17 protein-coding genes and 3 tRNA genes are annotated in these 18,733 nt (G+C 52.7%); 4 read left to right on the plus strand and 16 right to left on the minus strand.

The window, feature by feature from the left end; genetic code table 11:
* Positions 1-31: 31 nt before the first annotated feature.
* On the minus strand, positions 32-1,819 hold the full coding sequence (gene alsS / locus CWC46_RS21820; RefSeq protein ID WP_021014421.1) for an acetolactate synthase AlsS: 1,788 nt from the start codon (positions 1,817-1,819) through the stop codon (positions 32-34).
* A 53-nt stretch (positions 1,820-1,872) separates the two neighbouring features.
* Positions 1,873-2,655, minus strand: coding sequence for an acetolactate decarboxylase (gene budA / locus CWC46_RS21825; RefSeq protein WP_021014420.1), 783 nt, complete (start codon positions 2,653-2,655; stop codon positions 1,873-1,875).
* 116 nt (positions 2,656-2,771) lie between these two features.
* On the opposite strand from budA, the gene CWC46_RS21830 reads away from it, so the two are divergent.
* Positions 2,772-3,665 carry a LysR family transcriptional regulator gene (locus CWC46_RS21830; RefSeq protein WP_021014419.1) on the plus strand — a complete coding sequence of 298 codons (894 nt, stop codon included), beginning with the start codon at positions 2,772-2,774 and terminating at the stop codon, positions 3,663-3,665.
* 182 nt (positions 3,666-3,847) lie between these two features.
* On the opposite strand, the gene CWC46_RS21835 is transcribed toward CWC46_RS21830, so the two are convergent.
* The 11 genes from CWC46_RS21835 to CWC46_RS21885 form a co-directional block, all read right to left on the minus strand.
* Positions 3,848-5,266, minus strand: coding sequence for a gamma-aminobutyraldehyde dehydrogenase (locus CWC46_RS21835; protein WP_021014418.1), 1,419 nt, complete (start codon positions 5,264-5,266; stop codon positions 3,848-3,850).
* Positions 5,267-5,279: 13 nt separating this feature from the next.
* Positions 5,280-6,086: an ABC transporter permease gene (locus CWC46_RS21840; protein ID WP_021014417.1), complete on the minus strand. Its 807-nt coding sequence runs from the start codon at positions 6,084-6,086 to the stop codon at positions 5,280-5,282.
* Complete coding sequence (locus CWC46_RS21845) at positions 6,076-7,008, minus strand: ABC transporter permease (RefSeq protein ID WP_173861220.1); 933 nt, start codon at positions 7,006-7,008, stop codon at positions 6,076-6,078. The genes CWC46_RS21840 and CWC46_RS21845 overlap by 11 nt, the downstream gene beginning before the upstream one ends.
* 15 nt (positions 7,009-7,023) lie before the next feature.
* A complete protein-coding gene (locus CWC46_RS21850) occupies positions 7,024-8,049 on the minus strand; it encodes an ABC transporter ATP-binding protein (protein ID WP_037380572.1) in 1,026 nt (341 codons plus the stop codon).
* A gap of 157 nt (positions 8,050-8,206) precedes the next feature.
* On the minus strand, positions 8,207-9,364 hold the full coding sequence (ydcS, locus tag CWC46_RS21855; RefSeq protein WP_021014414.1) for a putative ABC transporter substrate-binding protein YdcS: 1,158 nt from the start codon (positions 9,362-9,364) through the stop codon (positions 8,207-8,209).
* Positions 9,365-9,455: 91 nt separating this feature from the next.
* On the minus strand, positions 9,456-10,919 hold the full coding sequence (locus tag CWC46_RS21860; protein WP_021014413.1) for a gamma-aminobutyraldehyde dehydrogenase: 1,464 nt from the start codon (positions 10,917-10,919) through the stop codon (positions 9,456-9,458).
* A gap of 146 nt (positions 10,920-11,065) precedes the next feature.
* Entirely contained in the window at positions 11,066-11,974 is a 909-nt protein-coding gene (locus CWC46_RS21865) for a LysR substrate-binding domain-containing protein (RefSeq protein WP_021014412.1), read from the minus strand.
* A 215-nt stretch (positions 11,975-12,189) separates the two neighbouring features.
* Positions 12,190-12,276: transfer RNA gene (locus tag CWC46_RS21870), tRNA-Leu, on the minus strand.
* A 30-nt stretch (positions 12,277-12,306) separates the two neighbouring features.
* A tRNA-Leu gene (locus CWC46_RS21875) sits at positions 12,307-12,393 on the minus strand.
* 34 nt (positions 12,394-12,427) lie between these two features.
* Positions 12,428-12,514 (minus strand) — tRNA-Leu (locus CWC46_RS21880).
* Positions 12,515-12,630: 116 nt separating this feature from the next.
* Positions 12,631-13,533, minus strand: coding sequence for a LysR family transcriptional regulator (locus CWC46_RS21885; protein WP_021014411.1), 903 nt, complete (start codon positions 13,531-13,533; stop codon positions 12,631-12,633).
* A 115-nt stretch (positions 13,534-13,648) separates the two neighbouring features.
* Between CWC46_RS21885 and CWC46_RS21890 the strand changes: the two genes are divergently transcribed.
* Positions 13,649-14,641 carry an aldo/keto reductase gene (locus CWC46_RS21890; RefSeq protein ID WP_021014410.1) on the plus strand — a complete coding sequence of 331 codons (993 nt, stop codon included), beginning with the start codon at positions 13,649-13,651 and terminating at the stop codon, positions 14,639-14,641.
* Positions 14,642-14,703: 62 nt separating this feature from the next.
* Here CWC46_RS21890 and rsmC read toward each other — a convergent pair whose 3' ends face one another.
* Positions 14,704-15,738: a 16S rRNA (guanine(1207)-N(2))-methyltransferase RsmC gene (rsmC, locus tag CWC46_RS21895; RefSeq protein WP_021014409.1), complete on the minus strand. Its 1,035-nt coding sequence runs from the start codon at positions 15,736-15,738 to the stop codon at positions 14,704-14,706.
* Positions 15,739-15,849: 111 nt separating this feature from the next.
* Between rsmC and CWC46_RS21900 the strand changes: the two genes are divergently transcribed.
* Both CWC46_RS21900 and rimI read left to right on the plus strand, forming a co-directional pair.
* Positions 15,850-16,263, plus strand: a complete 414-nt coding sequence (locus tag CWC46_RS21900; protein WP_021014408.1) for a DNA polymerase III subunit psi — start codon at positions 15,850-15,852, stop codon at positions 16,261-16,263.
* Positions 16,232-16,675: a ribosomal protein S18-alanine N-acetyltransferase gene (gene rimI, locus CWC46_RS21905; RefSeq protein ID WP_021014407.1), complete on the plus strand. Its 444-nt coding sequence runs from the start codon at positions 16,232-16,234 to the stop codon at positions 16,673-16,675. Before CWC46_RS21900 ends, rimI begins: the two co-directional genes overlap by 32 nt.
* A gap of 29 nt (positions 16,676-16,704) precedes the next feature.
* On the opposite strand, the gene deoD is transcribed toward rimI, so the two are convergent.
* Both deoD and deoB read right to left on the minus strand, forming a co-directional pair.
* The gene (gene deoD, locus CWC46_RS21910) at positions 16,705-17,424 is read right to left on the minus strand and encodes a purine-nucleoside phosphorylase (protein ID WP_021014406.1); all 720 of its coding nucleotides are present in this window, start codon (positions 17,422-17,424) and stop codon (positions 16,705-16,707) included.
* Between the two features lie 56 nt (positions 17,425-17,480).
* Entirely contained in the window at positions 17,481-18,704 is a 1,224-nt protein-coding gene (gene deoB / locus CWC46_RS21915; RefSeq protein ID WP_021014405.1) for a phosphopentomutase, read from the minus strand.
* Between the last annotated feature and the right edge of the window lie 29 nt (positions 18,705-18,733).

The raw sequence follows: 18,733 nt of genomic DNA on the forward strand, positions 1-18,733 counted from the left end.
CGACAGCAGGTAGGTACTGAACGAAAAGGGCTCAGATAAGTTGACTGATATTCAGATTCTCCATCAGGTAATGGTTGTCGGAATAATCCACCGGAATCGCAATCACCGCAGGCCCTTGCACATCCATCGCCTGCCACAGCTTACTTACCAGCTCGTCAGCGGACTCTACTGCAAATCCTTTGGCGCCAAAGGCTTCGGCATAAGCCTTGAAGTCAATCGGGCCAAATTTCACGCCTGACGAACGGTGATATTTTTTCTCTTCCTGAATCTCAACCATGTTGTAGGCGTTATCAACCCAGATGATATGCAGAATATTGCTCTGCAAACGTACCGCGGTTTCCAGTTCCATACTGGATTGCATAAAGCCACCATCACCCGATACCGAAACCACCTTCTGATGCGGATTCACCAGCGATGCGCCAATTGCCCAAGGCAGCGCCACCCCCATCGTTTGCTGACCATTAGTCATCAGAATCTGGCGCGCCCGGAAGCTATACAGATAACGCGCCAGCCAGATATGAAAACTGCCCATATCCACACACAACGTGACATCCTTATTGACCAAATCCTGCATCGCCCGTACCAACCGTAACGGATGGATAGCAAAGCCGCTCATATCGATGCCGCGTGCAGCCAACTGTTGGCGCAGTTGGGTACGCTCTTCCAGAATGGCTATTGATGACGACGAAAGATGCAGAGGGGAGTGAATATATTCATTAAGCATATCGATGGTGATACAGATATCGCCCACCAGCTCAATATCCGGGCGATACGCGGTATCAATTTCGGCCGGTAAAACATCAATATGTATCAGCGTTGCGTTACCACTGTTCCACAGTGATGGCGCATATTCAATCGGACTGTACCCCACAGTAATGATCAGATCTGCCTGCTGTAACAGCTTGTCTCCCGCCTGATTATTGAACAAGCCAACTCGCCCGGCAAAATGGTCGAAATGTTGCTGGTCAATGACCCCAGCAGCCTGATAGGTACTGGTCACTGGCAACTGACTGTGGTGCAACAAACGGCGTAACGCCTGTGCATTTTCAGGCCGGCTCGCCATTAATCCCAGCAACAAAATCGGATTTTTCGCTTTTTCAATCATGCGAGCTACCCGTTCAACATTAACCGCGGGTGCGCTATTAAAAGTCGGCAAATGTGGATAAGCCAAAATCGGACCGGTCGCCGGGTCATTAATAATATCTTCCGGCAAACTGATAAACGCAGCACCGGGACGGCCAAATTCCGCCGCACGAAAAGCATTGGCGAGCACTTCAGAAATGGCAGACGATGCGGTGATTTCAGCGCTGAACTTGGTTACCGGATGGAACAGGCTAACCGTATCCAGACTCTGATGGGTGAGCTTCAGCCGATCCGCACGCTTAACCGCCCCGCCCATCGCCACTACCGGATCGCCTTCCGCCGTCGCCGTCGCCAATCCCGTCACCAGATTGGAGCAGCCGGGACCTGATGTTACCACTGTCACCCCGGCTTTCCCGGTCAAACGTCCTATTGCCGCCGCCATAAAAGCGCCATTCGCCTCATGACGTACCGGGATAGTCTGGATGGTTGAATCAACCAATGCATCATAAACACGATCTATTTTAGCGCCAGGAATACCAAACACATACTTAACCCCTTGCTTTTCCAGGTGTTTGACTATCAACTCCGCACCACTGGACCAGTGTTGCGGCTCTCCGTTTGCTGGTTGATCCTGTTTTCGGGGTTGATCAATACCCCTTTGTTGGCCAACATTCATTGTTCTATCAATGGGTTGTTCTCTATCAGCAACTAACTGCTGGCCGCCGGTGTATTCCATGATGTTATCCTCTGCGATTCATTGTGCTTACTTTTCAGTACCTTGCCAGCGGGTTAGCTTTCAACGGAATGAATAGCGCTATCGAGATCTTCCGGGGATAAGTTGGCGCGCAGGAAATCCTTGTTCTGGGGGAGGTCTAGCACCAATTTGGTGATAGTTCCGAAGGTAAGAACACCTTCCTCCAGTTGGTAATCAAGGATGTGTCCGCCGCCCTGACGGTCATCGGTAATAAAGTGTTCGTGATAACCGGCGACATTAATCCCCTGAACATAGGCAGGACTACGGAAACCGATCACGCTGCCCCGGCAACGCTCAAAATTGAACATGGGTTGCTGGGCAATCGCTTCTAACATCGGTTTATAAGGGCGTTCCTGGCGAGGTACTGTGCGGGTTACAACATGGCTAAAGCAGCCATCTATCCGCAGAGCACAAAACAGATTGTCAGTGTCGATAAAATCGTCAATACGACGATGAAGATCATCACGGCTGATTTTCTGATCAAAGTGCATTTTTTCTGTTGGTCTAAAAAAAGTCATTACTGCAAAGGGCGTCTTTTGATAAGGCGTGGCAGCACGGGCACTACCGTCTGAACGAAGCTGGAAAATATGACTATTGAAGGCCACCAGCTCACCATCCAGATGGTTAAATGTTCCTAATCCAAAATCACCCTGTTGCAGCAGCTCCTTCATGGTTTTACTTCCTTCATAAACCCCATTAATAAGTCCACTCATTAATGATGTTTGATAAACAACGCTCTCCGGGTGGAGACTATGCTGATGGGACACAAAACTGGTGAGCTCGTCCACACAAGGATCAGCCCAGTTGAAATCTTTCATATCCCTTTTCTCCCGATCACGTTAACTTAAATTTATTTAATGATTAACTTGAATATTGGCGCGATGGTCACCAAAGTTCCAATATAGAGATGTGGCTATTTGGAGATCGAAAAAATATGGAACTACGTTACCTGCGCTATTTTGTTGCCGTGGCTTCAACGCACCATTTCACCCGGGCAGCAGAAATACTGGGGATATCTCAGCCGCCGTTGAGCCAACAGATTCAAAAACTGGAACGGGAAATCGGGACACCGCTATTCAAACGGCTGACGCGAGGAGTAGAAATGACCGAAGCGGGTGAGGCGTTTTATCAGGATGCCAACCATATTCTGCAACTGACCGACTCAGCCATCGACCGGGTACGCAGTATCGCCCGGGGAGAAAGCGGCTCGATTAATGTCGGTTTTTCCTGCGCTGTGACTTTTCATCCGTTGATATTGATGCTACTGCGCCGCTACCGCCAACACTTTCCCAGTGTTAAGTTGCAACCGAGAGAAGAGCATATTCAGCAGATTCTTGAGAGTCTGAGGAACCGGAATACCGATATCGCTTTCGTTCGGCTTCCCTGTGACATTGGCGAAGAGTTTGATGGCGAGATACTGACTGATGAACCCATGCAGTTGGTGTTGCCTGATAACCATCCACTTAGTCAACAAACACAGATCCAACTGAGTGACCTCAATCAGGAACCACTGATTATTTTCCCACGGGAACTCAGCCCCGGCCTGTATGACATGATTATCCGTGCCTGCTATCTCGGTGGCTATGAACCCAAAATCAATCCGCTAGCGCCCCATATCACCGCGACTATCAGCATGGTTGCCAGCGGGTTTGGCGTGAGTTTCATTCCAAAATCGCTGTCATGCATTCAGACGGGTAATGTGTCATATCATGAGGTCGATACCCCACACCTGACCACACAAATTGCCGCTATATGGCGTGCTCATGAACGCTCAGCGGCCATCATGAATATGGTGCAGTTATTGCGCCAACTGGCACCACATCACTAACGACATCATCTGCCTACCCCCCTGCACGCGGAACATTTGCTCTCACAGGTGGGTTTATCGGCACGGGAAACCAGGCATGACTGAAATACTGTGAGTTATATAAATTAAAATCAGGTTGGTGAGTCATTGCCTTGAAAATAGGCAACAGGGCTGCGTGGCAACCCGCAGCTCTGTTGATGGAATCAGTGCTTAATCATGACATGGCGGATCGTGGTGTAATCTTCCAACCCGTACATCGACATGTCTTTGCCATAACCGGATTGTTTCTGCCCACCGTGTGGCATTTCGCTGACCAGCATGAAATGCGTATTCACCCATGTACAGCCATATTGCAAACGTGCGCTCAGACGGTGCGCGCGGCCGATGTTTTGTGTCCACACTGACGATGCCAGCCCGTAATTTGACGCATTCGCCCAGTCCAGCACCTGTTCTTCCGTGTCGAATTCGGTCACACTGACCACTGGCCCGAACACTTCGCGCTGCACGATCTCATCGTCCTGATGTGCGCCGGCCAACAACGTTGGCTGAAAGTAATACCCTTCACCAGAAACCCGTTCCCCACCCGTCACCACCTGAATATGCGGTAACTGTTTGGCCCGTTGCACAAAACCTTCGACACGTTCTAAATGCGCGGCCGACACCAGTGGTCCCATTTCGCTACTCTCGTCAGTGCCCAGTTTAATGGTCGAAACCGCGTCGCCGAGCGCCGATACCAGACGCTCATACACGCCTTTTTGTGCGTAGATACGGCACGCGGCGGTGCAATCCTGGCCGGCGTTATAGAAGCCGAAAGCCCGTATGCCTTCCACTACCTGCTCAATATCCGCATCGTCGAAAACAATGACTGGCGCTTTGCCGCCGAGCTCCATGTGCGTACGTTTGATGCCGCTGGTGGCTTGCGCCACAATCTTTTCGCCAGTCGCCACTGAGCCGGTCAGCGAAATCATCCGGACTTTATCGTGGTGCGTCAGCGTATTGCCAACTGTTTTTCCATCGCCGAACAGCACATTCAACACGCCCGCAGGAAACAGATCCTGCGCCAGTTCACCCAGTTTCAGCGCGGTCAGCGGCGTGATTTCAGAAGGTTTGATCACCACGCAATTCCCGGCCGCCAGCGCGGGTGCGATTTTCCATGCAACCATCATCAGCGGGTAATTCCACGGCGCGATAGACGCCACCACGCCCAACGGGTCACGGCGGATCATTGATGTGTGCCCGGCCAGATATTCACCGCTGGCTAAACCATTCAGACAACGGCTGGCACCGGCGAAGAAACGAAAAACATCCACTACCGCCGGAATTTCATCGTTTAACGCCAGATGATAAGGTTTCCCGCAGTTCAGAGACTCCAGTTTTGCCAGCGTTTCAGCGTTGGCTTCGAGGCGAGCAGCCAGCGCCAGCAGCAGCTCAGCACGGGTTTTCGGCGTGGTTTGCCCCCAGGCGGTAAACGCCGTATGCGCCTGATCGACCGCCTGTGTGGTTTGCTGTTCGCTAGCCTGCGCCAGACGCACAATCTCCTGCCCCGTATGCGGGTTGAAAACTGGCAATGACTCCCCTTCACCGGCAACCAGCTCACCATTAATCAACATGTTAGTTTGCATCGTTGTTTCCTTATTATTTTCCGTCACCGGCCACATCCGACCCGTTTCTTGTGAGATACCATGCCCCCAAAATCGGGAACATGGTCAGTACCATCAGGCACAGCGCCACTACGTTAGTGACCGGCACATCGCGCGGCCGCCCCAGCTGATTGAGCAGCCAGATAGGTAAGGTGCGTTCGTGACCGGCAGTGAACGTCGTGACAATGATTTCATCGAAAGACAGCGCAAACGCCAGCATCCCCCCCGCCAACAGCGCCGTGCTGAGATTGGGCAAAATGATGTAGCGGAAGGTCTGCCAACCGTCTGCCCCCAAATCCATCGAGGCTTCGATCAGGCTGTGGGTAATACGGCGGAAACGGGCGATGACGTTGTTGTACACAATCACCATGCAAAACGTAGCGTGGCCGATGACAATCGTCAGCATACCCGGCTCGATTTGCGCGGCGTGAAAGGCGTTGAGCAGTGCCAGCCCGGTAATAATTCCAGGCAGGGCAATCGGCAACATGAACAACAGCGTGATACTGTTCTTGCCGTAGAAATCACGACGGTACAGTGCCGCCGCCGCCAGCGTGCCCAGCACCATGGCAATAATTGTGGCGTAACAGGCGATTTGCACCGAAAGCCAGACCGCGTCGAGAATGTCATGGCGCCCGGCCGCCACGCTGAACCAGTGCAGCGTGAAGCCCTTGGGCGGGAAACTGAAAGCCGCATCTTCAGTATTAAAGGCATACACCGCGATGATAAACAGCGGGAAATGCAGGAATACCAGCCCGCCCCACGCGGACAATTTTAATAACCAGGGTGCGCGTTTAGAGTGCATCGAAAGCCCCCAATCGTTTAACCAGCGACAGATAGATGGCAATCAGCACGATGGGCACTAGCGTAAAGGCGGCCGCCATCGGCATATTGCCAATCGACCCCTGTTCCGAATAGACCATATTGCCGATGTAATACCCCGGCGGCCCCACCAGTTGCGGGATAATATAATCCCCCAGCGTCAGCGAAAAGGTGAAGATCGAACCGGCCGCAATACCCGGCACTGCCAGCGGGAAAATCACATAACGCAGCGTCTGCCACGGCCTCGCGCCTAAGTCTTCCGACGCCTGAATCATCGACGGCGGCAGGCGTTCCAGCGCTGCCTGAATTGGCAGGATCATAAACGGCAGCCAGATATAGACGAACACCCAGAAGCGGCCTATTCCGGACGTCGAGAGGGTATTACCGCCAATGCCCGGCAAACTCAGCATGGCTGTCAGCAACGGTTCCAGCCCCAGATGCTCGAGGAACCATTGCAGCACGCCGCCTTTCGACAACAATAAGGTCCACGCATAGGCTTTGATGATGTAGCTAGCCCACATCGGCATCATGATGGCGATATAGAAAAACGCTTTCTTTTTGCCGGTAATGTAGCGCGCCATGTAATAGGCAATGGGAAATGCCAGCACAGCGCTGAAAAATGACACCAGCAGCGCCATCGTCACCGTGCGAGAAATAATGTCGGCATTGACCGGGTCAAACAGCGCGCGGATATTGGCAAAGGTCAGCGTCGAAGACACCGTCATGGTGAAATCGTCGAAGGTATAAAACCCCTGCCACAACAGCGCGAACAGAGAGCCTAAATAGATTGCGCCGAACCATAACAGCGGCGGCACCAGTAGCAACGCCAGATAAAATCCGGGGCGATGATGCAGAAATGTCACCAGCGCCCGGCCGCGCCGCGATCGCTTCTCATAAGAAGTCATGCTGATATCCATCTTTTAGCCCTCTCGCAACGCCACCATTGCATCCCGATCCCAACGGGCAACCACCGGCTGCCCTTGCTGGAAAACGTATTGTGACGCCGTCGAAAGGTTATTGGGTTCGCTGACAAACAGCCGCTCGCCGCTTTCCAGCGCCAGTTCATAACGCGTCGCCGCCCCCTGAAAATGAATATCCCTCAGCACCGCGTTCACCTGCACGTCGCTACTGTCAGCGACGGATTGTGGCGCAAGACGGATATGTTCCGGACGGATGGAGCGACTGCCGGAAAGGCCGGTGAGTTTCAGCGAGAGATCGGACGTCAGCACATTCGCAGTACCAACAAACTGCGCGACAAACGCAGTGCGCGGGCAGAGATACAACTCACGCGGCGTATCGACCTGCTCGATGCGGCCATTGTTAAACACCGCCACACGGTCGGACATCGATAGCGCTTCACTCTGATCGTGGGTGACGAAAATAAACGTGATGCCCAGTTCGCGTTGCAGCTTTTTCAGTTCGCCCTGCATCTGTTCGCGCAGTTTGAGATCCAGTGCGCCGAGCGGTTCATCAAGCAATAACACGCTAGGCTGATTGACCAGTGCCCGCGCCAGCGCCACTCGCTGACGCTGGCCACCGGATAAAAACGCCGGTTTACGTGCGGCGACAAAACCCAGCGCCACCCGCTCCAGCGCTTCCATCGCACGCTGAATACGCTCTTTTTTCCCCACCCCTTTCACCATCAGCCCATACGCCACATTATCCAGTACGCTCATATGAGGAAACAGCGCGTAATCCTGAAAGACGGTGTTCACATCCCGCTCATACGGCGCGAGCTGCGAGGCTTCCTGGCCATGAATACGAATAGCCCCTGATGTCAGCGTTTCAAAACCAGCAATTAACCGCAGGCAGGTGGTTTTTCCCGAACCCGAAGGTCCAAGCATTGAAAAGAATTCGCCGTCCTGAATATCAATCGACACATTATCAACGGCTTTCACTTCCCCAAATGATCGGGAAACATTAATAAACTGTACGGCGGCCATCATATTCTCCCGGATTTTCATTTTAATAAAAAAACCAAACGCAAAATCATTTGAGTTACATCAAGGCGGCAACTGAGTGAATCCCCGGAAGCTTACTGAAGTAAGTGACCGGGGTTCGCGAATGCAGCCAACGCAGAAACGGCTCAAAGGATGAAGCGGATCACCGACCGCCCATGATGGCGATGTAGTCCTGCGTCCAGCGACTATAGGGGACGTATTTCCCACCTTCGGATCGCGGGGTTTTCCAGAATGAAATCGCGGTGAATTTATTGAATCCGTTGGTTTCGCACCCGTTGGCGCCCAACAACGTACTGGCTTTACAGCCAGCCGGAACGCTTGGCACAGAGCCAAACCACGCCGCAACGTCGCCCTGCACTTTCGGTTCAAGTGACCAGTTCATCCACTGGTAAGCACAATTAGGATGTTCGGCATCTGCCGCTAACATGGTGGTATCCGCCCAGCCGGTAACACCTTCTTTCGGGAATACAGTGGCAATCGGCTGCTTCTCGCTTTTCAGCGCGTTAGCCTGATACGGCCAGGAACTGCTGGCTACCACGCCTTCATTTTTGAAATCACTCATCTGAACCGACGCATCGTGCCAGTAACGGTGGATCAGCGGATGCTGGACGCGCAGCAATTTCAGCACCGCCTGATACTGCGTTTCATTAAGCTGATAAGGGTCTTCGATTTTAAGATCCGGCTGGGTACTTTTCAGATACAGCGCGGCGTCAGCAATGGCGATCGGGCCATCGTAGGCCTGAACGCGCCCCTGATTGCTTTTGCCGTCGGGCAGAATTTGTGGAACGAAGATAACTGACCAGCTGTCTGGTGCGGTCGGGAAGGTTTTGGTGTTATACATCAGCAGGTTTGGCCCCCACTGATACGGCGTGCCGTAGACTTTGCCACCAACATTAAACCATGCGCCTTTCATCAAACGCGGGTCGATATTCTTCCAGTTGGGGATCAGTGCCGGGTTGATTGGCTGAACACGTTTGCCGTAGATCAGACGCAATGACGCATCACCGGAAGCGGTCACCAGGTCATAACCGCCCTTCGCCATCAAGCTGACCATTTCATCAGACGTCGCGGCGGTTTTAACATTCACCTTACAGCTGGTTTGTTTTTCAAACGGAGTGACCCAGTCATAATTCTTGTCACTTTCGCCGCGCTCGATGTAACCCGGCCACGCAATAATATTTAATTGCCCCTCGCCTTTGCCAATGCTTGTTGGCATTTCAGCCGCCAACGCGGTACTTAGAAAACTTAGCAGGCCCAAACAAATAGCAGATAGGGTGTAATTACCGTTAATCTTGTTCATCGCTTACTCCTGTCGTCGTATTACCCGTTGTCCTTCGCGCTGTCTCCGCCTTACGGCAACGCCAATGACGTTAGGTAATTATTTTTTGTTTTTAGAATTGAGGTTTGAATTTCGCCATGATGTGTCTGACTACGCTGTAGTCCTGTAGTGAATAACTGGAAAGATCATTGCCATAGCCGGATCGTTTTAATCCACCGTGCGGCATTTCACTGACCAATGAAAAGTGGGTGTTAATCCACGTGGTGCCATATTGCATGTGACTGGAAATCTGCATCGCCAGATCGATGTTCTGTGTCCAGACCGACGACGCCAGCCCGTATTCTGATTCGTTCGCCCAGTTCACCACCTGTTCAATGGTGTCAAAACGCGTCACGCTAACCACCGGCCCGAAGACTTCACGCTGCACGATTTCATCGCTTTGCAAACAACCCGCCAGCAACGTCGGCTGGTAATAAAAACCGGGGCCGGAATGCGATGCCGCGCCGGTAATCCGCTCGATATGCGGCTGACTGAGCGCCCGTTCGACAAAGCTCGATACACGATCACGCTGCCGACTGCTGATCAGCGGCCCCATAACGTTTTCATTGTCGTTCTTTTTGGCGAAGGGCAATTGCGAAACCGCATCACCCAGCTTTTCCACCAGACGCTCATAAATACCGGCCTGTGCATAGACGCGGCAGGCGGAAGTACAATCCTGCCCGGCGTTGTAATAACCCCAGGCGCTGACCGCCTGAACCACATCATCAATATCGGCGTCGTTGCAGACAATCACCGGCGCTTTACCGCCAAGTTCAAGATGAGTACGCTTCACCGTTTTAACCGCCGCCTGCAAAATGCGTTGGCCGGTGATGATATCGCCGGTCAGCGATATCAGACGGACGTGAGAATGGCTGACCAGCGCACTACCGACGCCTTCACCGCTGCCAGTAATCACATTCAGCACCCCGGGCGGCAGGATTTCCTGCAAGGCCGGCAACAACGCCAGAATAGTCAATGGGGTATGTTCGGAAGGTTTGAAGACCACGGTATTCCCCGCCGCCAGCGCGGGGGCGATTTTCCACGCGGCCATCATCAGCGGGTAATTCCACGGCGCAATCGACGCTACCACGCCGAGCGGGTCACGACGCACCATAGAGGTATGGCCAGGAAGATATTCGCCTGAAAGCTGCCCCTGCTGGCAACGCACGGCACCAGCGAAGAACCGGAAAACGTCAATCGCGGCGGGCAGATCGTCATTCAGTGCCTGATGCAGTGGTTTGCCGCAGTTAATGGCTTCAAGCCGCGCCAAAGCGTGCGCCTGTTTTTCAATTGCATCGGCAATGCGCAAGAGTATCGTGGCACGTTCAGCGGGTGTAGTGCGTGACCAGCGGTAAAACGCATTATTGGCCGCACGAACCGCCTGATCGACCTGTGTCAGAGAGGTTTCTGCCACTTCGGCGATAATGTCACCCGTGGCGGGATTGAAAATGCTTTGCGTCGCGCCCTCGCCGTGCAGAAGGTCGCCATTGATCGCGTGTTTTTCAGAGAAACTGGCAACAAATTCTGCATCCGACATTGCACTACCCTCAAAGCAGAGAATTATCGTAAATTAACAAAAATGTTATATATCGGTAACAAATTGCCAATTCATATTAAGTAATTTCCCTGAGGGCAACAAATAGCAATTATTGAAGGCTACATTCGGTTTAACCGAATGCTCTGTTACAACGGCTTGCGCTTGGCACTGTTCTCCCGCGCAATGGTCAGGAATGGCGTCACCAGTTCCGGTCGCGCACTGCCGCGCCGCCACGCCAATCCAATATCCAGCGGTTCGATGGAATCCTCCAGTTTGCTGGCCTCAATCATATTACCTTCCAGCGACCAGGCACGGTATGCCATGTCCGGTTGCACTGAAACGCCAAGCCCGGCGGCCACCAGACTGCGCACGGCTTCAGTCGAAGCCGTTTTCATCGCTATATTCGGTTTCAGCCCCGCCCGTGCCCACAGGCGCTGCGCGTGTTTTTCCATTTCGTCGACATTGAGCTGGATCAGCGGCTCATTTGCGATATCTGCCAGCGAAATACTTTCGCGCTCCAGCAACGGATGCAGTGGCGGCAACCACAAGCGATAAGAGGAATGGGTCAACACTTCGGTTTGCAGCGCGTCGCGGTCTTCGAGGTTTGAGAGGATCAGCACGCCGATATCAATTTCACCGCTGACCAGTAAATGCTCAATGTACTGGCGCTCATCCTCGACGACTTTGACTTCCACTTTCGGATAGTAGGCGTTGAATTGCTTGAGTAAATCCACCAGAAAATAGCCAGCGACCAGACTGGTTACGCCCAGAGTGAGGTGCCCGGTGACACTTTCGGTGCCCATTTGCAGACTGCGTTTAGCATTGTCGACCGTCGCGAGGATCAGATACGACTGCCGTAAAAACTGATGCCCTTGATGCGTCAGCGTCATGCCCTTGGCGTGGCGGTCAAACAACCGCGCTTCGATTTCTGTCTCAAGCTGTTGAATTGCCTGCGTCAGGGAAGACTGAGAAACAAAAGAAGCCTGAGCTGCCGCGGAGATCGAACCGGTTTCAGCAACGGTAATAAAATGGCGAATCTGGCGTAACGTCAGCATAGCGGGAGCCCTACCTAGACATAAAACCGAATTCAGGTGGAAAGCATTCGGTTTAAGTGAATGATCAAATAATGGCAGGCAGCGGATTTTTGTCAAACAGGTGAACAACCAGATGTGAATGATTTGAAACAGAACACAAAAGTCATGCCAGTGATCATGACTTAAGGAAGGGAAATTGCTGTGTGGGGAGTCAAAAAATAACCAATAATGGAGAGTGGTGCGAAGAGAGGGACTTGAACCCTCACGCCCGTTAGGGCACTAACACCTGAAGCTAGCGCGTCTACCAATTCCGCCACCTTCGCACGGTTTACAGCATCAATTTGTATCGCCAGTGGTGCGAAGAGAGGGACTTGAACCCTCACGTCCGTTAAGACACTAACACCTGAAGCTAGCGCGTCTACCAATTCCGCCACCTTCGCAGGTACTGTGCAATACAAATCGGTGTGGTGATATTGGTGCGAAGAGAGGGACTTGAACCCTCACGCCCGTTAAGGCACTAACACCTGAAGCTAGCGCGTCTACCAATTCCGCCACCTTCGCTGACCTGCAACATTACGTCACATGATGTCACCACGGGGGCGAATTCTAGAGATTTTCCCGTTAAGGTCAATGATTATTTCCGTTGTATGCAGCGGTTTGATGCAAAAAAAGTGACATCAGTCAGTCAGTTGTTGATTAAAAAGCTCATGCAGCCATTCGATCACCACCCGGATGCGCGGTGCCAGAAAACGGCCCGGTTGATACATCACATAAAGTGGCATATCCGGCGGGGGTGTTTGCGGCAAAATTTCCACCAGTTCCCCGCTTTCCAGCAACGGCGTCAAACCGTAACGCGGAGCCTGAATGATCCCCAACCCCGCACAACAGGCGGCGATATACGCATCCGCGCCGCTGACATCCAGACGGGAGGGAAGCATCCGGGTCACGAGTTGCTCCGCTTGCATAAATTCCAGCGGATAGCGCTGTGACGTTTGCAGGGAAAAGTACCCTATCATCTGGTGAGCAGCCAGATCGGACAGGCTTTCGGGCACACCATGGATTGCACAATAGTCAGCCGAGGCACAAGTGAGCTGACGAAGTGAAGGAAAATGACGTGCCACCAGAGAATCATCATCTGTCTGCCAGGCGCGCAGGACACAATCAACACCTTCACGCATCATGTTAATGGTAGTGTCATTGGCGCTCAACACCAACGTAATCTGCGGATAACGTTGGTAAAATTCGGGTAAGGCAGGGATCACTATTTGTCGTGCCAGTGAATGCGGCATATCGATTCTCACCCGTCCACTGGGTTGCTGACGCTGGTGGGAGAACAGCGCATCAGTCTCATCAATTTCTGCCAGCAATTGTATACAACGTTGATAATAAATCCGGCCTTCATCCGTTATCTGCACTTGTCGGGTGGTACGCAGTAACAGACGCACCCCCAACCGCAGTTCAAGCCGCTTCAATGTCTGACTCACCGTTGCGCGCGGCAATCCCAGATTTTCCGCCGCACGGCTGAAACTTTCGGCCTCCACAATGCGGACAAACACCCGCATGGCCTGTATCTGATCCATCTTTCCACCACACATTGTTTGCTTTTTTCAAACAGTGTTGCACAAACAACGTGATTTATCTTTTATTTCCCAACAACCATACTGAACCTCTCATTCGTATGACAGGGGTAACATAATGCAGCAACGTAAACTGGGTCAGCAGGGCCCGCTCGTCTCCGCCATCGGTCTGGGATGCATGGGAATGAGCGATTTTTACTCTACAGCGATGGATGAGAAAGAGGCTATCGCCACACTGCACCGGGCACTGGAGCTGGGGGTCACATTACTGGATACCGCTGATATGTATGGTCCTCACACTAATGAACAGTTAGTGGGTAAAGCCATTAAAGGCAAACGTGACCAGGTCTTTCTGGCTACCAAGTTTGGTATTCTGCGCAATCCAGCGAATCTGCAAGAGCGTGGTGTGTGTGGCAAACCCGACTATATCCGCAAATCAGTGGAAGGCAGTCTGCAACGGCTGGGGGTAGACGTCATCGACCTCTATTATCAGCACCGCATTGATCCAGCCGTGCCGATTGAAGAGAGCGTAGGCGCCATGGCCGATCTGGTAAAAGAGGGAAAAATCCGCTATCTCGGACTAAGTGAAGCCTCAGCCAACACGCTGGAGCGCGCTCACAAGGTCCACCCGATTACCGCGTTACAAAGTGAATACTCATTGTGGACACGTGACGTTGAAGAAACCATTCTGCCCACCTGTAAACGACTGGGGATCGGTTTTGTCCCCTATAGCCCATTGGGTCGCGGTTTCCTGACCGGCGCCATTCGCAGCATCGATGATTTATCCGCCGATGATTTCCGCCGAGCCAATCCACGCTTCAGCGGCGAAAACTTTGCTAAAAACCTGCAATTGGTAGATAAGATCAAACAACTGGCGCAAGAAAAAGGCGTCACTCCCTCACAGTTGGCACTGGCCTGGGTGTTGGCGCAAGGCGAAAACATTGTGCCGATTCCCGGCACCAAACGCCGCCGTTATCTGGAAGAGAATGTCGCTGCGCTGGATGTGACGCTGACGGCAGCCGAACTGGCGGCTATCGAAGCCATATGTCCGTTCCAGGCGTTTGCCGGTGAACGTTATACCCAGGAAGGTATGGACACTATTAACGTGTAACGTGGAATAATCGTCACAATAAGGCCAGCAAGGGAAATTATCACACCATTGCTGGCCTGCTATTAACGCCTTGCTTTCGCTGCGCGCGACAATACCGAACGATATACCTTAAAGCGGCCGTTCTGGGCGATAACTTCATGATTGCCAAAGGTGTCACTCAGCAACGCGGGGTAAGGCAGGAAGGCATTGGCCACAATGCGTAGCTCACCACCGATGTTCAGATGTAACGCCGCACCGCGAATCAGCGTTTCTGCTGCATGCAGGCTGGTCTTCATACCCTCATGGAACGGTGGGTTAGAGATGATCATATCGAAGCGACCCACAATGTCGGAATACACATTGCTGGCAACCACATTGCCCTCCAGCTGATTCAGTGTCAGCGTAGCTTTACTGGATTCCAACGCCGCCGCGCTGACATCACTGAGTGTCAGACGTATCTTCGGCGAACGCTTGGCGAACACCGCCGCCAGCACACCCGCGCCGCTGGCAATATCCAGCACTTTGCCCTTCTGATGAGCCTCCAGTGTGGAAAGCAACAGCTGGCTACCCGAATCCAGGCCATCGCGACTGAAAACACCGGGTAACGTGCGAACAGGAACACCATCCACATCATAATCCAGCCACCAGTCATCCAAAGCAAACGAGGTATTCGCATCCAAACGACCGTGGTACAGCCCACAACGCCGGGCGCTATCAATTTTATTCAGGCTGGCGATACCCTCGAGAATATTCTCCGCGCTGCGCACGCCACTGCGGTTTTCTCCCACCACGAAAATTTCACATCCCACCGGCAACAGAGACAGCAGGTTGGCAAGCTGAAACTGCGCTTCCGATTTACTCTTCGGCCAGTAGTAAATCAGGGTGTCGCACCCCTCCACCACCCTGGCATCCGCCAACAGAGAAAAGTGAACGAGCTCTCCCAACATTGGGTGCAACTGCTGCCAGTGATGGTACTGAGTGGTATGCACGCGCACCTCTACCGCATCAAACTGGGCTGGCAGGCTATCCTGCAAATCGCCAGCAAACAGCACCCGGCGGGAGGTAAATTCATCACTATGGCGCAGTATCACTTCACTGGCGGGGGTAAAAGCGGACATCAGTCTCTGGCTCCTTAATTAACTAAGCGGCGATTATAGAGGTTTGTTGGCGCATGTACGATGGGTTTGCTAGCATAGCGCAGCATAATCACGCTCCAGACAGGGGATGGCATGACATCAAGACGGGACGAGCTGCTACAACAACTGGGGATCACGCAGTGGACGTTGCGGCGTCCGACGGTGTTGCAGGGGGAAATTGCCGTCAGCCTGCCACCTGGCACTCGACTGCTGATCGTGGCGAATCCGCTGCCCGCCAGTGATGATCCGCTGCTACAGGATGTAATACACAGCCTGAAACTTTCACCTGATGAAACCTATGGCCTGACACCGCAGCAAGTGGTGATGCTCCCCGAACACACTCGCTGTCACTGCTGGCGGCTGGGCATCGAATCACCACTGCATCTGGAAGGTATTCAACTCACCAGCCCGGCGTTAGCCGAGCTTTACCACAATGCCGGAGCCAAACGCGCTCTATGGCAGCAGATTTGTCAACATGAACACAATTTCTCCCCTGCTCCCGACTGATTTGGCGTCAGCCTTTCAGATTGAACATTTAAGCCACGCCTTTCCGTGGACGGAACAAACCTTTGTCAGTAATCAGGGTGAACGCTACCTCAACCTGAAGTTATGTCATGATCAGCAACTGGTCGCTTACACGATCACTCAGGTGATACTGGATGAGGCCACATTATTTAACATCGCCGTGCATCCGGCGCATCAGCGCCACGGCTATGGCCGCCAATTGCTGGAGTACCTGATTGATACGCTGGAAAAGAAAGGTATTCTGACGCTATGGTTGGAAGTCCGCGCTTCCAATCACCGAGCGATGGCCCTTTATCAAAGCCTGGGATTCAATGAGGTTTCTATCCGACGGGATTATTACCCCACGGTACAAGGCCGGGAAGACGCCATTATCATGGCGCTGCCGCTGGGATAAAAACACTGCCAGCAGCAGCGCTTGCCGGATTAATCCTTATCGCCCAACAGAACAGACGCCAGCGCTATCTCAATCATTTCGTTGAAGGTGGTCTGGCGTTCTGCCGCCGTAGTCTGTTCCTGAGTACGAATATGGTCAGACACCGTGCAGATCGCCAGCGCTTTGGCGCCGAACTCCGCCGCCACACCGTAAATCCCGGCGGCTTCCATTTCCACGCCGAGGATGCCATATTTTTCCATCACGTCGAACATGTGCGGATCTGGCGTGTAGAACAGATCGGCCGAGAACAGGTTACCGACGCGCACATTGGCGCCACGGGCGTTAGCGGCATCCACTGCATGGCGCAGCAAATCAAAATCAGCAATCGCAGCGAAATCATGATCTTTAAAACGCATACGATTGACCTTGGAATCGGTGCAGGCCCCCATGCCAATCACTACGTCACGTAGTTTCACGTCGTGGCGTACTGCGCCGCAGGAACCGACACGGATAATTTTTTTCACGCCGAATTCCGTGATCAGCTCTTTGGTATAGATAGAGCAGGAAGGGATCCCCATACCGTGGCCCATCACAGAAATACGGCGACCTTTATATGTCCCGGTAAACCCCAGCATGCCACGAACGTTATTGACTTCAATGGCATTTTCCAGAAAGGTTTCGGCGATATATTTGGCGCGCAACGGATCGCCAGGCATCAGCACGACATCCGCGAAATCACCTCTTTCTGCATTAATATGTGGCGTAGCCATCCTTCTCTTCCCTCTTCATCAACGTAAAAATAACATCGCGCATACTCCAACCTGGGTCAGAGCATCGATTTACCGTAATCCATCGGTGACAAGCCAAAATAACATGCGACCGTTTGTCCGATATCCGCAAACGTGGTGCGATGCCCCCGGAAACCCGGCAGTACCCGTGGACCGTACATCAGCACCGGCACATGCTCGCGGGTATGCTCAGTCCCCGGCCAGGTGGGGTCGCAACCGTGATCGGCGCTCAGGATCAAGATATCGTCCCCAGTGACTTTCGCCAGCATTTCCGGCAGGCGACGGTCAAATAACTCCAGCGCAGCCGCATAACCAGCCACATCGCGACGGTGACCATAGGAGGAATCAAAATCCACAAAATTAGTGAACACAATGGTGTTATCACCCGCCCGATCCATCTGTGCCAAAGTCGCGTCAAACAACGCATCAATACCGGTGGCCTTCACTTTTTGGGTAATCCCTACATTGGCATAAATATCAGCGATTTTACCCACCGAGACCACTTCCCCGCCTTTTTCTTCCACCAGTTTTTTCAGCACAGTCGGCGCTGGAGGCTCAACCGCCAGATCGTGACGGTTACCGGTTCGCTGGAAATTTCCCGCTTTGTCGCCGACAAATGGACGAGCAATCACGCGGCCAATATTGTAGTTGCCTGCATCCAATTCTTCGCGCGCTATCTCACACAGCGCATACAGTTTTTCCAGTCCAAAGGACTCTTCATGACAGGCGATTTGAAACACCGAATCTGCTGAAGTGTAGAAAATCGGCTTGCCGGTTTTCATGTGTTCTTCGCCAAGTTTATCCAGAATTACCGTACCGGAAGCATGGCAGTTACCGAGATAACCTGGCAGTTCGGCGCGTTGTACCAGCTTGTCCAGCAGTGCCGGTGGAAAGCTGTTCTGTTCATCACGAAAATAATCCCAGTCAAACAGCACCGGCACGCCAGCCATTTCCCAATGACCCGACGGTGTATCTTTACCAGAGGAGATTTCGCTGGCGTAAGCGTAAGCGCCGACGATTTCTGCTTGTGCATCCAGTCCTGCCGGGAAATGTCCGGTAGATTCTTCCGCCGCTTTACCCAATCCGAGACGGCTCAGATTTGGCAAATGCAACGGACCTTTACGGCCCTGATCGGCTTTGCCCGCCGCACAAACTTGCGCAATGTGGCCTAGTGTATCTGAGCCAGCATCACCAAACTTTGCGGCATCGGCAGCACTACCGATGCCAAATGAGTCGAGCACCATAATAAATGCACGTTTCATGTTGTTATCTCCTGTGTTCTTTATCGGCG

It is taken from the genome of Prodigiosinella confusarubida (assembly GCF_002847015.1).
GTDB classification, from domain to species: domain Bacteria; phylum Pseudomonadota; class Gammaproteobacteria; order Enterobacterales; family Enterobacteriaceae; genus Prodigiosinella; species Prodigiosinella aquatilis.